This is a genomic window from Pedobacter metabolipauper (assembly GCF_004362715.1).
Classification (GTDB): Bacteria; Bacteroidota; Bacteroidia; order Sphingobacteriales; family Sphingobacteriaceae; genus Pedobacter; species Pedobacter metabolipauper.
On record NZ_SNYC01000004.1, the window covers coordinates 1,178,803 to 1,194,683 of the forward strand.

Sequence of the window (15,881 nt, forward strand, 5' to 3'; positions counted from 1 at the left end):
AAAGCAGCCTTTTTTATGCGCATTTGTAATTCTTTTTATATTTTAGCTGAACACAAATACAACAATGAAGCACCTAACCGCAATTTTCTTTACCCTCTGCATCTTTTGCTCAACTGGTTTTTCACAGACCGTGTCACAAAATTCCGGCTGGCTGTTCTTATTGAACAGCACTAAGTTTAACAACAAATGGGGCATGCACCTGGATGTTCAGCTGCGATCCAGAGACAATTGGGAAAACGTGGGCAGTTTCCTGTTTCGTCCTGGAGTAACGTACTACATCAGTTCCAATACAAACGCAACCCTCGGTTACCTGCTTACCAATACGTATCTGCACCTGGATGGTGCGGCAGACGATATCCGGACTGAACACCGGATATGGGAGCAGTATATTTTAACCCATAAGATCAAAAGCATCAATGTGTCACACAGGTTCAGGCTGGAACAGCGCTTTCAGGAAACCACTGCACCAGATCCGGTCTTTTCTCAGCGACTAAGGTACTTTATCCGTTTCCTGGTTCCGCTTACCGGAGATAAAAAGAATTTCTCAGAAGGTGTATTCGCAGCTGTTCAAAATGAAACTTTCTTTAATGTTCAGAACAAAGAAAAAATAAACAACAGCCTGTTTGATCAAAACCGGGTTTACCTTGCGGGAGGCTACCGTTTTAGTAAAAAGATGGACCTGGAAGCCGGTTACATGAACCAGTCGGTCAATGGGGCAAATAACAATACATCGAACCACATTATTCAGCTGGCGGTTTATACCCGCTTTTAAATCACCTTTTTTACACCGATGTAAAAGTTGGGATCAGCCTTAAAAGCATCTTCCCTGATATTGGTTTTTATGGTTTTCCAGTCGTTGGTTGGATAGATCAGGGTATAGGTTTCATCTTTTACCGTCACTTTTACGGGCATGTCAAAACCTTTTACGTCTGTAATCCACCGGTAAGACAACAGTCCATTCACTACTTTATATTCCAGCACAGGAATTTTCGCATGGCGCAGGTACTGGTCAAAAAACTTATCCAGTTTCAATCCGCTGACTTTTGAAATATAGCTTTCAATCTCCCGGGTGGTCACCGTTTTATGGTAATAGGTTTTATTTAATCCCCTAAGCAGGTTTCTGAATTTCTCATCGTCATTTATGAGCTGGCGGATCGTGTGGATCATATTGGCTCCTTTGTAATACATATCCGAAGATCCTTCTGTATTTACATCGTAGTATCCAATGATCGGACTTTTATTTAACAGCGCTCTCCTGGAACTGATGATGTAATCCGAACCGGCTTCTTTTTCATAATTGGATTCACAAAATAAAACTTCAGAATAACTTGTAAAAGCCTCATGGATCCACATATCGGCAATGTCTTTGGATGTGATGTTATTGCCGAACCATTCATGCCCGCTTTCATGGATGGTGATGTAATCAAATTGATTGCCCCAGGTTGATCCGGTATAGCTCCTTCCTAAATATCCTTTTTTGAACTTATTGCCGTATGCCACTGCACTCTGGTGTTCCATGCCCAGAAATGGTGCATGTACCAGCTTATACCCGTCTTCATAAAATGGGTACTGTCCAAACCAATGCTCAAAAGATTTTAACATGGGCTTTACATCGGCATCCCAATGGGGGCGTGCCACAGTGCTGTCTTCTTTTAACGACCAGTAATCCAGGGTCAGCTTGCCATTTTCTCCAGCGTAAGTGTCAGCCCAATGGGCGTACTTGCCAATATACAAGGTTACATTATAGTTGTTAATCGGATTGGAAACAAACCAATTGTACGTGGCATAACCATCGGCACGTTCAACAATGCTGCGCAAGCGGCCATTTGAAATCTCCTGCAAATTTTTAGGTACACTTACACTGATCAGTATGCTGTCTGCCTCATCACTCTGGTGATCTTTTGTTGGCCACCAGGAACTGGCACCAAAGCCCTGGCAGGCTACAGAAACCCATGGATTGCCAGATCTGTCTTTGGTAAATATAAAACCCCCGTCCCAGGGTGCATTGCGTGCAATGACCGGGTTGCCGGAATAGAATACCGTAAAGCTCTGTTTGCTTCCTTTCTTAATCTCTGCAGGAAACGTAATAAACACCGCATTAAACTCCCTTGAAAATGGAAGCTCTGCGCCATTATACATTACCTTTTCAACTTTGAGGTTGCTAAACAGGTCAAACTGCAGCCTGCTGAAATTCTGGGTTGCGGTAAACCGGAATTCATTACTGCCGCTGATAAATTTCTGGTCAATATCAACCTTTACATCCAGATGGTAGTAATTAATATCGTAGCATGTTCTAAGTGGTGTAAGCAGGCCACGTAATGAATCAGCCTTTGAAAATACATGTTTGCCACTTAACAGCTGTGCCTCTGATGAACCGGCAAAGCACATACTAACCAGCAGCAGGAATAAGATTCTTTTCATCACCGTATTTATTTCAACACCGTTACCGTTAGTGAAGAAGCATGGGTTTGATCGTGATAGATTCGGTGCGTTGCTTTACGGAAATCACTGTCATTTGCCTTATAGATGTCCAGAAACTGCTGAGGGTTTCGGTCTGCCAAAGGGAACCAGGAGTTTTGAACCTGGATCATGATCTTGTGTCCTTTTTTAAACGTGTGGCCTACATCAGGAAGTTCATATTTTACCTGCGTTACTCTTCCTGGTTCAATAGGTTCAGGTTTTTCCATGCTGTTTCTGAATTTACCACGCATAATCTCACCACGTACCAGCATCTGGTAACCACCCATAATGATACCTTTTGGATTAGGCTCCATGGCCTTCGCATCTTCCGGGTATACGTCGATCAGTTTAACAACATAATCGGCATCGGTGCCCGTGGTGGTCACGAATAGATCTGCCGTTAGCGGACCCGTTAGGGTAATGTCTTCCGTTAATGTTTCTGTTTGGTACACTTTAACATCAGGCCTGCGGGCTGCAAAACGCTGATCGTCGATCATGTATTCGCGGGTTCTTTTGGCCTGTACACCATCCTGGTAAGGAACCGGGTTGTTCGGGTCGCTTTCGTATTCATCAAAGCTTGCTGGAACAGCCGCTTTCGCGAAGCTTAACTTACCATTTGGCTGAAAGTATAACGTTTTGTTTTCTGTATTTTTCGGAGGCCAGGTCTCAAAGCCTTTCCACTCATTGCTTCCAGTCAGGAAGATGTTGGCTTCTGCAAGTTTAGGGTCAGGGCCATCTTTTAAGTAATGCATAAAAAATGGCATCTCAAGGTCTTTCTGGTAAATGGTGCTGTTGGGTTGTCCAAAGTCAATATCCCCAAAGCTGGCGCCTGTACTTCTAACCCATCCGCCGTGAAACCACGGGCCCATCACGAGCTTGTTATTTGTACCAGGATTTTGCTTTTCAATAGCCTGGTAAGTTTTAAAGGTGCCATACGCATCTTCTGCATCAAAGAAACCACCAACAACCAAAACTGCAGGTTTTACGTTCGTTAAATGCGGAAGGATCAGGCGTGCTTTCCAGAAATCATCATTTGTGCCATGGGCCATCATGTCATTCCAGAATTTGATGCTGTCGCCAAAGTATTTAAGATTGGCATTTTTTAAGGCCCCAATGCTCAGGTAAAAACGATAGTTATCTGTGATCGGGAAATTAAAAGGTTTAGGCCCTTTATCTGGCGTAATCGGTTTAGGTCTCGGTACACCAAAGCTGGATAAAAAGTTAAATGCATCCGCTAAAAAGAACGCACCATTGTGGTGAAAATCATCGCCAACAAACCAATCGGTAACCGGAGCTTGTGGGGATACAGCTTTCAATGCCGGGTGGGCACCTGGTAATGACGTGGTAGAATAGAACCCAGGATAAGAAATGCCATAGATGCCTGCTTTTGCATTGTTATTCGGAATGTTCTTTACCAGCCAGTCTATGGTATCATAGGTGTCTGAACTTTCATCGATGTCTTTTTTACTTTTCTTATTGTCCACATGCGGGCGGATGTCTACAAACTCACCTTCACTCATCCATCTTCCGCGCACATCCTGGTATACAAAGATGAATCCTTCCCTAAGCAGAAAAGGGGAAGGGCCCAGCGTGGTCTTAAAGTTGTTCTCCCCATATGGGGCAACGGTATAGGGGGTCCGGTTTATTAAAAACGGATATTTCTTAGTTTGGTCTTTAGGGATATAGATGGAGGTAAACAATTTAACGCCATCACGCATCGGGATGCTCCGTTCAATCTTCGTATAGTTTTCGCGTACAAATGCTGAATCTGTGGTTTGAGAAAAAGAGGAAAGTCCGGTACATAGGAGTACGGCTATCCATAGAAATTTAAAACGGGCCATGATGCTATAATGATTTAAGCTTTAAACCTACAAAAAATAAAAAATCTTTAACGGTTGAAATGCCCATGTCTTTAAAAATTTACATCCGTAAATGCTTTTTATTTACTTTTATAGCGGTGACAGTAATCGATGCACCCTTTATTAAAAAGAATACAATATGATGGAAGATCAGCTTTCCAAACAAAGGATCAACTGGCTGTACCTGTTTACGGGCCTGGCCGTTTTAATTAATTTTAGCGGATTATTTGTCACCATTATTGGACCAGATGGGGCGCTCTACGCATCCATTGCAAAAACGATGGCGGTTAAAAATAATTTTATGGAGCTTTTTGTAGAGGGTACAGACTGGCTGGATAAACCACATTTTCCATTCTGGATGGCTGCACTATCTTTTAAGTTATTTGGCATTACAACCTGGGCCTATAAACTACCGGCCATTCTATTTGTGGTACTGGCCGCTGTATATACCTACAAGCTGGCCATCCTGTTTTATAACAAAGAGACCGCATTGTGGGCATCATTAATCTTGCTCACTGCGCAGCATATTATCATTTCAAATACTGATGTTCGTGCAGAGCCTTACTTAACGGGGCTTGTTATAGGCAGCGTGTACCACTTTTACAGGGCACAGCAGCAACAGTGGTTCTGGCACCTGCTTTTTGGTTCCCTGCTTGCCGCCTGTGCGGTAATGACGAAAGGGATATTTGCGTTGATCCCGGTATTTGGTGCCATTGCAGGTACGCTGCTCATTACCAAAAACTGGAAAATGCTCTTCAACTTCAGATGGTTGCTGGCGGTAGTTCTTGTCGCCCTGTTGATCGTTCCTGAATTGTGGAGCTTATACGTTCAGTTCGATGCACATCCGGAAAAGGTAGTATTCGGACAAACGAACGTATCCGGATTAAAATTCTTTTTCTGGGACAGCCAGTTTGGGCGCTTCTTTAACACCGGGCCGATCAAGAAGACCAACGGCGATCCATCGTTCTTTCTGCACACCAGTCTCTGGGCATTTTTACCCTGGTCATTTCTGTTCTACATTGGCCTGGTCCAATTTTTCCGCAACAAGAAAAAGGCAGCAGAAATAGAATGGTTATGCATCTGTGCTGCCGCACTTACGTTCGTGGTGCTCTCGGCGTCTAAATTCCAGCTGCCGCATTACCTCACCATTATCTTTCCATTTTTTGCCATCCTTACGGCACGGTACATCGTGCAGTTAAGCTCAGAAAAGGAGATCCGGAACATCCGGATCATGCAGGGGGTAATCATTGTGCTGATGACACTGATCATTGGCGTGCTCCATTATTTCTTCCGTCCGCAGCTTTCCTTCGCTGCCGTTGCCGGTATTGTACTTACCTTTATTTTGGGGATGTTGACCCGATACCAGGCAAACAACAGGTTCCGTATATTTTTTATGTCCGTTGTGGTCGTGTTCTTCGTCAATATTTATTTTAACCTGGCCTATTACCCGGAATTGATCCGGTACCAGGCAGATAGTGAGGCTGCATTCTGGATCAACCACAATAACCCAAAACAGCTGCCGCTGGTAAAAGCCTGCAACACCTATTTCTATGCAATAGATTTTTATTCCAATCAGGATGTTCACGATTACCGGGAGGGAGAGGAAGACCGGCTTCCGCCAAAGCCCTATCTTTTATTTGCCGAAAAGGTGTTCATAGACCATCTGGTGGAGAAAGGGGTGAAGGTAGAACTCGTCAGAAATTTTGATAGTTTCAGGATCACACGGGTAAATGGAAAGTTCCTGAACCATAAGAAAAGAAAAGAAGTGTTATGGGCAAGTCAGCTTGTCCTCATAAAATAGAATAAAGCGAATTCTAATACCTTATTTGTATCAGGGATTATTAACTTTGTACAAAAAAATCCTTTTATATGCAATACGATGTAGTTGTAATTGGCTCGGGCCCGGGCGGTTATGTTGGAGCAATCAGATGCGCCCAATTAGGCTTAAAAACAGCAGTTATAGAAAAATATAAAACCTTTGGCGGAACCTGCTTAAACGTAGGATGTATCCCATCAAAGGCACTGTTAGACTCTTCAGAACATTTTCACAATGCAGCCCATACATTCAAGACCCATGGTATTGAACTGAAGGATTTAAAGGTAGATATGCCGCAAATGATTGCGCGTAAAAATGACGTTGTCAATCAAAATACTGCAGGTATCCAGTACCTGTTTAAAAAGAATAAAATTGATGCTTTTGAAGGTGTTGGATCTTTTGTAGATAAAAACACCATCAAGATCACCAAAGCAGATGGAAGTACTGAAACCATTACCGCAAAAAATGTAATCATTGCTTCTGGTTCTAAGCCGACTGCATTGCCGTTTCTTCCGGTTGATAAAAAACGCATCATCACTTCAACAGAAGCTTTAAATATTACCGAAGTCCCGAAACAAATGATCGTTATAGGCGGCGGGGTAATCGGACTTGAACTGGGATCTGTTTATGCCCGTCTGGGTACTAAGGTATCTGTAGTGGAGTTCTTACCTTCCATCATTGCAACGATGGATGCAGGTTTGGGAAAGGAACTGCAGCGTGTGCTTAAAAAATCATTGGGCATGGAGTTTTACATGGGTCATAAAGTGACTGGTGCAACTGCAAAAGGCAAAAAAGTTACCGTAACGGCAGACAATGCAAAAGGTGAAAAAGTAACCTTAGAGGCCGACTACTGTATCGTAGCCGTTGGCCGTACTGCTTATACTGCAGGTTTAGGCCTTGAAAATATTGGCGTTACGACCGAAGAACGCGGTAACAAGATCCCGGTTAATGAGCATCTGGAAACCAGTGTTCCCGGTGTTTTTGCCATCGGCGATGTAATTAAAGGTGCAATGCTTGCCCATAAGGCAGAAGATGAAGGGGTTTATGTTGCAGAGCGTATAGCCGGACAAAAGCCGCACATCAATTATAACCTGATCCCTGGTGTGGTGTATACCTGGCCAGAAGTGGCTTCGGTAGGATACACTGAAGAGCAGCTTAAAGAAAAAGGAACGCAGTATAAGGCAGGATCGTTTCCATTTAAAGCAAGCGGCAGGGCTAAAGCAAGTATGGATACCGATGGCTTTGTAAAAGTATTGGCTGATGCCAGTACCGATGAGATCCTTGGGGTACATATGATCGGCCCCCGAGCAGCAGATATGATTGCAGAAGCAGTAGTTGCTATGGAATTCCGTGCCTCTGCAGAAGACATTGCAAGAATTTGCCATGCCCATCCAACATATACAGAAGCACTAAAAGAAGCTGCAATGGCAGCAACAGAAAACAGAGCAATACACATCTAATACGAAACTTCCCTTTAAAAAGGGACCCTAAGTGGTGAATAGCCTCCAAATAGATTATTTGGGGGCATTTCCTTTTAAATCCGGATAGGTTTCTTTTAACACCTTTACGGCGATCTCTATCAGCCGCAGATGTTCTTCCTGGTGCCCATGCTGAACTTCTACATTGATGTACGGAATCTTCTGGTGCATGGCATAGATAGAAAGTGAGCCGTCATCGGGTGCTTCCCGCGACTGCAATACCACATTTACCTTTTCTGCTTTAAGGCCATTAAACAAGGCCAGCTCCGTTACCAGTACCAGATCATCTGCATCCATTTCAGAATTAATGTATACCGAATCCGCTGCACTTTCCAGGTCGTATCCCTTCAGGTAAGAAGATATGCCAAAGCCACCATCTGCATTGTTATGCAGCGTAAACATATAATCAGGCTTATTATGGGCATGATATAGATTTAAAATTACCTTAGAAGCTCTTTCAAGCTGCTTGGAAACTTCGTCATTAAAGTTGCCATATTTCTCCAGTCCGATCTTGATCCCGGCAGGGGTATAGATGCTGTTTGGATCGGTTTGGTATTCTTTCTCCCAGTAATTGAATTTAAAATTCCTGACATCCCCATACTGGGAATCAATGACCTTTCCGCCATTAAACCGGATGTATTCAAAAGCAGCTTTAATGCCGGTATCCTCATCGTCATGAATAGCCAGGAAATTAATATTGGGTTTTCCATATCCGTAACGTACTAAGTTTACACGCAGGTCATTCAATACAATGTAGGTGGTGTCAATGGTCATTCCCTCAAAGACGGGAGGGTGCTGGGCATAGACCTGGATACTGAAAGAAAAGAGCATCAAAAATAAAAGCTTGTATTTTAATGCAGCTAAATCAGGGATCATACGTGGTAAAAAATGGGTTTTCATGTATGCAGTACATCAAGTCTATATGCGGTATCGGCAAATTTAAATACTTCAGATGCTACAAATCATCACAAGGCTTTTAAAAGCGCTAACTGCTGTAAAAACAATATTCAGGCATAGAACGAAAGCCTTATGCCTTGTATAAACACTACAGAAAATCGCCCCAAATTGTTTTAACGCAAAAAAGCTGTCTGAAGATATTCAACGTCGTTAAGGCAAAGGCCTCAATTTTATCCTGAAATCAACCAGGATGACGAAGAGATAAACTCAGACAGCTTTTAGCTAAAGCCTTTTATTAATTAATGACCGCTTTTTGAATCAAGCTTCAGGTCATCATCATCATTATATTCTTTTACATCAACATGGTCATAGGGTTCAACCATCAGTTCTTCCATCGTTTTTCCAGGCTTGTTAAATCCTAAACGATTCAGGAGACTGTCAAATACCTGGTACATTACCGGAACCACGATCAGCGTTAAGAACAATGAACTGGTTAAACCACCAATGATTACCCATGCAAGTCCGTTTTTCCATTCCGCACCGGCACCACTTGCCAATGCAATTGGCATCATACCAATAACCATGGCAATGGTTGTCATCAGGATCGGACGCAAACGTGCATGGTTCGCAAGAATCAGTGCATCGTGGGTTGTTTTACCTTCTTTCTTCATCTGGTTCGTAAAATCGACCAGGATGATCGCATTCTTGGCCACCAACCCGATCAGCATGATCAGACCGAGGATCGTAAAGATTCCCAGCGACTGGTTAGCCAATGCCAGTGCCAGTAATGCGCCAATAATGGAAAGCGGGATAGAGAACATCACCACAAAAGGATATACAAAACTATCATATAACGCAACCATGATCAGGTAAACCAATATAATGGATGAAAGCAGGGCGATACCTAAAGTACCAAAACCATCACTTTGATTTTCCTGGTCACCAGCCCATACGTAGCTTACGCCAACCGGTTTTCTCAGTTTACCATTTTTCTCCTGCTCATCAAGCTGTGCCTGGAACTCAGAAACCACTGTACCTGTAGGTCTTCCGATCGTTTGGGCCTTGATGGAAACAGAAGTACTTTTATCCCTTCTTTCCAGCTGACTTGGACCGGCACCTTCTTTAATATCCGCAAATTGCGACAGTTTAATCTGCTGTCCGTTTGCATTTACAAAGATCAGGTTCCTAACATCATCAATATTTTTACGATTAAAGGACTGGTAGCGGATGTTAATGTCATACTCGTATTCACCCTTACGGAATTTACCGTCTGTATTTCCACTAAATGCCGTTTGCATCGTTAACCCTACCGTTTGCAGGGTAAGACCCAATGCGGCCATCTTATCGCGGTCTACCTGAACATTGATCTCCGGACTTCCTTTCTCTACTGAAAGCTTAACTTCGGCAGCCCCCGGAACACCTTGCAATATTTTCATCGCTTGTTCGGCATAAACCAATGCGCTGTCTAAATCTGAAGCCATGATTACCATGTCGATATTTGCATTTTCTGCAATACCCAGAATACTGATTGGAACAGTTTTAACCTTAGCACCCGCCAGCTGTTTAGCCAGTTCCCGACTTACTTTAGTGGCGTAGATACTCGACTCATCAGTACGTTTATCACGGTCAACCAATTTAACATTGATCTCAGATTTGTAAGCTGTAGCCTGCGTACCACCAAAGTCACCACTTGATTGTCCCACTGTAGTGATCAATTGTGTAATTTCAGGTTTTGATTGTAAAAATGCTTCAGCCTGTTGGGTAACCTGGTTTGTTTTTTCCAGAGAAGCATCTTTTGGCAGTTCGATCTGCACTAAGAATTCACCCTTATCACTTTTTGGGAAAAACTCCATACCGATAAATCCACCGAAGGTTAGTCCGCAAGAACTCAGCAGCAATAAAAATACACCAATCAGTGTGATTGCTTTATGACGCAGGGTCCAGGTTAAGATACCAGTAATCCAGATGGTGAATTTATGCAGCTGACGCTCAAACCATAGGATGAAACGGCCAAATACATTCTTACCTTCAATCTTTTCTAATTTACCAAAGCGTGAAGACAATAGCGGAACAATGGTAAATGAAGCTACCAGCGACAATAATGTCGCAATGATCACCACCACGCAGAACTGTCTTAATATATTCGATACCAATCCGGTACTGATGGTGATCGGGAAGAACACCACTACAATTACCAGGGTAATGGATACTACGGTAAAACCAATCTCACTGGTTGCATCGTAAGCCGCACGAACGCGGTTCTTGCCCATCTCCATGTGTCTGTAAATGTTTTCCAGTACCACGATCGCATCATCCACCAGGATACCTACTACGAGTGATAATCCCAATAAGGACATTAGGTTCAGCGTATAGCCAAACAAGCTGATTCCGATAAAGGTAGCAATCAATGACGCGGGGATCGATACCATTACAATGGCCGCATTCCTGATACTGTGCAGGAAGAACAACATCACAAAGGCTACAAGGATAATTGCCAGGATTAAATCGTGGATTACCGCATCGGCAGACTCGAGTGTAAATACAGAGCTGTCATTTACTATCTTAATGTTTAACTGGTTGGCTTTATAATCTACCTGGAGTTTCGCAATAACGGCCTGCATCTGCTTACTCACTTCAACGGCATTGGCATCCGTTTGTTTAATGATCTGGATGGCAATGGCGCCTTTACGGTCAATCCGTGCCAGTTTCTCCACATCTTTCTGAGCATCCTGAACATCGGCCACATCTCTCAAACGAATTTGTGCACCGCCGTTGCTGTTACCAACTACCAGGTTTCTTAGCTCGTCTACGTTCTTGTACTTTCCAGAAAGTCGGATTAAAATGTCCTGGTTTTCTGTTTTAACACTACCGGTAGGGAAATCCAGGTTGGAAGTTAAGATGGCTTGCTGAATTTGAGGCAGCGAAAGTCCGTAACCCTGAATCTTATCGGCATCAAGGCCAACTACGATCTCACGTTCCTGTCCGCCAACAAGGTTAACCTGAGCAACGCCAGAAACCCTGGAAAGGATAGGTGCGACGCGTTTATCAATCAGGTCAAAAAAAGTTGCATCATCCATTTTTGCAGAAGCAGACATGGTAATCACCGGTAAGTCATCCAGGGAGAACTTACTTAATGATGGTGCCTTAACATCTTCCGGCAGATCAGCCAGAACGCTATTTACTTTCCGCTGGGCGTCGTTCAATGAAAGATCGATGTCAGCCTGATCGGTTAAGGTGATGGTTACTACCGACAAACTTTCATAAGAAACAGCGTTTAGTTTCTTGATGTTTTCCATAGAGGATACGACGTCCTCTATCTTTTTAGTTACGGTATTTTCAACCTCCGCCGGAGAAGCTCCGGGGTATATGGTAGATATCGAAACTACGTTTGGAGAGAACTTGGGCAATAGCTCATAACTCAATCCAAAATAGCTCAGCAGTCCCATCAGTGTTAACACGGTAAAAACCACGATAACAAGGGTAGGGCGCTTTATAGAAATTTCTGTAATTTTCATTTGAATGGGTTTTCGTTATTTTATGGGAGCAACGGCGCTGCCATCAACCAGGTTAATTTGTCCGCTTGTAATTACTGTTTCACCTTCTTTTAATCCATCAACAATTTCTACATTCTCGCCAAGGATCCTGCCTGCAATTACTTTACGTATCCTTGCAGTTTTTCCGCCTTCCAAAACAAAGATCTGGTTGCTGCTTACACTGCCTACAAAAGATCCGCGTGGAATGGTTAAAGCTGGTGCTTGTTTAGGGAATTTGAAGATAGCTGTACCGTACATACCGGCTTTGATGTCATTTTTCTTGTTGTTCGCTACTTCAATGTCAACCGGGAAGTTTAACGAGTTATCCGCTTTGGCAGCGATAAAAGTAATTCTTCCGGAGTAGTTGTCTGCAGGGAATACATTAGATTTGATCTGTACCTCATCGCCTGTTTTTAAATTGGCAACCTGTCCTTCATTTACATTTACACGAAGCTTTAATTTAGAAACGTCAACCAATTCAAACAACTGGGTTCCCTGTGCAGTTACAAAAGCACCTACTTCAATGTATCTTTTATTGACGATACCATTAATTGGCGATTTGATGTTTGCATCACTAACCCTTCTTTGAGAGCTTTGCAGGCGCAGACGTGCATTTTGAACGGCAAGTTTAGCCTGGTCCAGCTGCTGCTGCGTTACACCGCCCGTTTTAAAAGAGCTGCTGTATCTTTCTTCATCCCTGATTGCGTTTTGTAAGGTTGCCTCAGCGGTTTCTTTATCTGTGTTTAAAATTTCAGCATCAATACGGGCCAAAACCTGACCTTTACTTACACGGTCGCCTTCGTCAACATAGATCTTGCTTACGCGGCCAGCATTTTCAGACAGGAAGTTCAGCTCCTGATTTGGGGTAAAGATGCCATTGGTACTAAAATCAAGATCAATAGGTTCTTTCTTAATCGTCGCTACGCGCACACTTACTGCGCCGCCTCCTTCTGCAACAACGGCAGTTTTCTCGGCATTTTTCTTTTTATTGTTGGTTAATACCCATGCAATGGCTCCACCGACAACAGCAATTACCAGGACCGCTATGATTATTCTTTTCATTGTAATAGTGATTTTATATTTCCGTTTGATTTGATTAATTGTATTTCGGCAATCTTATAGTTTAATAATGCCTGATTGTAACTGTTTTGTGCTTGTGTCAATGCGTTCTCTGTATCTAAAAGATCGGTTAACGCAGCAAGGCCATTGTTGTAATTGTTCTGGGTACTTTGATAGATCTCCTGTGCAAGGATCACGTTCTGACGCTGTGCAGTGATCGTGTTCATGTTGTTTCTCAAAACGATCTTCGCATTTTCATAGGCCAGGTTTAACGAGTTTTTAGTCTGACGGATATCCTCATCAGCTTTTCTCAGGTTAACATCTGCCTGGCGCACCCTTGAACGGGTTGCGAAACCATCAAAGATCGGGATCTTTAAGGTGATGCCAATTGCAGCCATATCGTACCAGTTTGCAGTGGTATTGTTGCCGCCTTTAAACAGATCAAATTTATTACTTACCCCGGTATAGTTATAATTGCTGTTTAACGCAAGGGTAGGGTAATATTCAGAAACCTTGGCTTTTCTATCCAGCGTATACAGGTCTTTCTGAACGTTGGCCAGCTTTAATTCCGTCCTGTTTTCCAGGTCTATGGCATTTGCCATTTCCGGAAGAGACCGTACTTCGGTCAGCTGATCAGCAGGAATCACAATAGCCGTTTCTACAGGCATGCCCATAGAGAATTTAAGCTGGTTTTCGAGCTGAACAATGGCATTCACCGTTTGCTCCCTTTGGGTTTGCAGGTTGGTTAAATTAACCTTAATCCGGTCTACATCAATTTTCTTAGCCAAACCATTTTGATATTGATTGGCAATGATGTTCTCTACCACCTTTACATTTTTTATGTTGGTATCTAACACGTTCAGCTGCTGTCTGTTTACCAAAACCGAATAATAATTATTGGCAACCTGCTCAATAATCTGTTCTTCAGTTAGCTCAGCATTCAGGCTATAATAGCGTTCGCTGGATTTTGCAGCCTTCAAACCGGTAAAAACGGTTTGGTTAAAGAGTTGCTGGTTTAACTGGACTCCAGCTCCGGCGTTGTACTTGGTGCCGGCCTGCAGGATGGCTACTTCGCCGGGTTTGCCGAGAAATTCGCCTGGCAATACGATGCTTTGCAGGATCAGGTTGTCTGTTAAACTGGCGTTGCCGGTAATCTGGGGTAAAGCCTGGGCTCTGATCTCCTGGGTTTTAAACTTCCCGCCGTCAATATCAAGCTTTGCTTTACGTACCGTAACACTGTTCTGGATTGCATAGTTCAGCGCATCCTTTAAGCTCAGTGTTTGTTGAGCATAGGCCCCGCCAGAAAACGCAATGCCTAGCAACAGCAATGAAATTGTTCTTATCGGTTTAATTATTGTGTTCATATATTGCTATTAATCGTCTGTTATTTTAGTCCTTTAATAAATATTTTAGACAGGCTGATCTGTTTGTCCAGAATGGCCCTCAACTCTTTTTTGCTCGGAAACAATTCCCGGTTTCCATGCATGATGCATAGAGAAGTAATGCCGGCCAGACTTTCCAGGTAAAGCTCTGCAATCTTCTCCGGGTCTTCTACAATGGATATTTCACCAGCTTTCACAGCCCGTTTAAAGATATCTGAGAAAAAGTTGGTGTGCCGCTGTTTCATAAACATGAACTTCGCCTTCAGCTGCTCTGAGTTGAAGGAAGGATCAGGACTGCCTCCGGATAAATGGAGCATGTAGTATTTCTGAAAAAAGCGGTGTCCAATTTCTACGAGGTTGGTCATCCGTTCTTCAAAGGAGATGTCCGTATCAATGTCTTTCTCAACCAAATGAAAATAGTCTGAAAATATCTTTTCAATGACCCCTTCAATCAGGCTGCTCTTATCAGGGAAATAATAATACAGAGAGGGTTTGGATACGGAAAGATCCTCAGCAATTTCATTCATTGTGGTTTTTTGAATTCCATAGTGAATAAAGCGCTTGACGGCACCCTCAATAATAACGTCTCTTTTTTTATCTGTTTCTACCATTCTACTTTTTTACTTTCTGACTTTTTTATTTCTATGGTCAAAAGTACTGCCCTTTTTTCTGATTATGAATTTTAGTGCTAAAATCATAAAAATGTTACAAAGTGATGACTTTTAGAGGGTTGCTGCGGGTGCTTTCAGGCCAGCCATGAACAGGTCGGCGAAGATCTTTTCTTTCATAAAGATGGTTTTGAACTGTTCTTTATCAGGAAAAATGGTTTTGTCCCTGGACATTTTATTAAAATGTAAGCCAAATATCGCATCAATGAATATTTCTGCAACCAATTTAGAATCTCCCATGACCAGTTCTCCGCTGGCTACACCCCGGCTGAAAAGGGAGCTGATGATGATCTTTTCGAAAGTTCGTGCTTTATTAAATTTCTGGTACAGGTCTTCAGGGATGTCATTACCGATCATTTGGTTTGATTCGTACAGGTTGTAATATTTTTGAAGGTAGCCCTGACGTTTCTGCAGTAATTTGAGTACAGCCTCAGTAGAGCTGGATGTTTTATCAATGGATTTAATGATGTCCCTGCTTACCTTTTGCATCAGGAATTCCATGGTGCTTACATAAAGGCTCAGTTTATCGGGAAAGTAATAATAGAGTAAGGCTTTGGAGAACGAGATGTCTTTGGCAATTTCGGTCATCGTGGTTTTATTCAGGCCATAATGAGCAAATCTTTTAAGAGCAGCTTCAAGTATTAAAATTCTTTTTTTATCCTGGTTTTCCATAAATACGTTGTACCGTTCATACGCCCCTCCCGCAGGCGTTAATCTTAGGCAAACTTA

At 42.8% G+C, this 15,881-nt stretch carries 11 protein-coding genes; 3 read left to right on the forward strand and 8 right to left on the reverse strand.

The annotated features are described in order from the left end of the window. Window positions 1–64: 64 nt before the first annotated feature. The gene (locus ATK78_RS11740; RefSeq protein WP_133576263.1) at window positions 65–772 is read left to right on the forward strand and encodes a DUF2490 domain-containing protein; all 708 of its coding nucleotides are present in this window, start codon (window positions 65–67) and stop codon (window positions 770–772) included. Here the strand turns inward: ATK78_RS11740 and ATK78_RS11745 are convergent. Both ATK78_RS11745 and ATK78_RS11750 read right to left on the reverse strand, forming a co-directional pair. After that, entirely contained in the window at window positions 769–2,421 is a 1,653-nt protein-coding gene (locus ATK78_RS11745; RefSeq protein WP_133576264.1) for a M1 family metallopeptidase, read from the reverse strand. The two genes, ATK78_RS11740 and ATK78_RS11745, sit on opposite strands and share 4 nt — an antisense overlap. An 8-nt stretch (window positions 2,422–2,429) precedes the next feature. Then, window positions 2,430–4,301: a CocE/NonD family hydrolase gene (locus ATK78_RS11750; RefSeq protein ID WP_133576265.1), complete on the reverse strand. Its 1,872-nt coding sequence runs from the start codon at window positions 4,299–4,301 to the stop codon at window positions 2,430–2,432. 157 nt (window positions 4,302–4,458) lie between these two features. On the opposite strand from ATK78_RS11750, the gene ATK78_RS11755 reads away from it, so the two are divergent. After that, on the forward strand, window positions 4,459–6,120 hold the full coding sequence (locus tag ATK78_RS11755; RefSeq protein WP_243732508.1) for an ArnT family glycosyltransferase: 1,662 nt from the start codon (window positions 4,459–4,461) through the stop codon (window positions 6,118–6,120). A gap of 68 nt (window positions 6,121–6,188) precedes the next feature. Further along, entirely contained in the window at window positions 6,189–7,595 is a 1,407-nt protein-coding gene (lpdA, locus tag ATK78_RS11760; protein ID WP_133576266.1) for a dihydrolipoyl dehydrogenase, read from the forward strand. Window positions 7,596–7,649: 54 nt separating this feature from the next. Here lpdA and ATK78_RS11765 read toward each other — a convergent pair whose 3' ends face one another. From ATK78_RS11765 to ATK78_RS11790, 6 genes are all read right to left on the reverse strand, one after another. Next, window positions 7,650–8,489, reverse strand: a complete 840-nt coding sequence (locus ATK78_RS11765; RefSeq protein ID WP_133576267.1) for a hypothetical protein — start codon at window positions 8,487–8,489, stop codon at window positions 7,650–7,652. 320 nt (window positions 8,490–8,809) lie between these two features. Further along, entirely contained in the window at window positions 8,810–12,025 is a 3,216-nt protein-coding gene (locus tag ATK78_RS11770; protein WP_133576268.1) for an efflux RND transporter permease subunit, read from the reverse strand. A 15-nt stretch (window positions 12,026–12,040) separates the two neighbouring features. Then, complete coding sequence (locus ATK78_RS11775) at window positions 12,041–13,105, reverse strand: efflux RND transporter periplasmic adaptor subunit (RefSeq protein ID WP_133576269.1); 1,065 nt, start codon at window positions 13,103–13,105, stop codon at window positions 12,041–12,043. Next, complete coding sequence (locus ATK78_RS11780) at window positions 13,102–14,466, reverse strand: TolC family protein (RefSeq protein ID WP_133576270.1); 1,365 nt, start codon at window positions 14,464–14,466, stop codon at window positions 13,102–13,104. The genes ATK78_RS11775 and ATK78_RS11780 overlap by 4 nt, the downstream gene beginning before the upstream one ends. A gap of 20 nt (window positions 14,467–14,486) precedes the next feature. Beyond that, window positions 14,487–15,095 carry a TetR/AcrR family transcriptional regulator gene (locus tag ATK78_RS11785; protein WP_133576271.1) on the reverse strand — a complete coding sequence of 203 codons (609 nt, stop codon included), beginning with the start codon at window positions 15,093–15,095 and terminating at the stop codon, window positions 14,487–14,489. A gap of 111 nt (window positions 15,096–15,206) precedes the next feature. Further along, the gene (locus ATK78_RS11790; protein WP_133576272.1) at window positions 15,207–15,824 is read right to left on the reverse strand and encodes a TetR/AcrR family transcriptional regulator; all 618 of its coding nucleotides are present in this window, start codon (window positions 15,822–15,824) and stop codon (window positions 15,207–15,209) included. Window positions 15,825–15,881: the final 57 nt, after the last annotated feature.

What these genes read in the sequence shown, in the direction of transcription:
- ATK78_RS11740 (WP_133576263.1), top strand. Translation starts at nt 65, where the DNA reads ATGAAGCACCTAACCGCAATTTTCTTTACCCTCTGCATCTTTTGCTCA.
- ATK78_RS11745 (WP_133576264.1), bottom strand. Translation starts at nt 2,421, where the DNA reads ATGAAAAGAATCTTATTCCTGCTGCTGGTTAGTATGTGCTTTGCCGGT.
- ATK78_RS11750 (WP_133576265.1), bottom strand. Translation starts at nt 4,301, where the DNA reads ATGGCCCGTTTTAAATTTCTATGGATAGCCGTACTCCTATGTACCGGA.
- ATK78_RS11755 (WP_243732508.1), top strand. Translation starts at nt 4,459, where the DNA reads ATGATGGAAGATCAGCTTTCCAAACAAAGGATCAACTGGCTGTACCTG.
- lpdA (WP_133576266.1), top strand. Translation starts at nt 6,189, where the DNA reads ATGCAATACGATGTAGTTGTAATTGGCTCGGGCCCGGGCGGTTATGTT.
- ATK78_RS11765 (WP_133576267.1), bottom strand. Translation starts at nt 8,489, where the DNA reads ATGATCCCTGATTTAGCTGCATTAAAATACAAGCTTTTATTTTTGATG.
- ATK78_RS11770 (WP_133576268.1), bottom strand. Translation starts at nt 12,025, where the DNA reads ATGAAAATTACAGAAATTTCTATAAAGCGCCCTACCCTTGTTATCGTG.
- ATK78_RS11775 (WP_133576269.1), bottom strand. Translation starts at nt 13,105, where the DNA reads ATGAAAAGAATAATCATAGCGGTCCTGGTAATTGCTGTTGTCGGTGGA.
- ATK78_RS11780 (WP_133576270.1), bottom strand. Translation starts at nt 14,466, where the DNA reads ATGAACACAATAATTAAACCGATAAGAACAATTTCATTGCTGTTGCTA.
- ATK78_RS11785 (WP_133576271.1), bottom strand. Translation starts at nt 15,095, where the DNA reads ATGGTAGAAACAGATAAAAAAAGAGACGTTATTATTGAGGGTGCCGTC.
- ATK78_RS11790 (WP_133576272.1), bottom strand. Translation starts at nt 15,824, where the DNA reads ATGGAAAACCAGGATAAAAAAAGAATTTTAATACTTGAAGCTGCTCTT.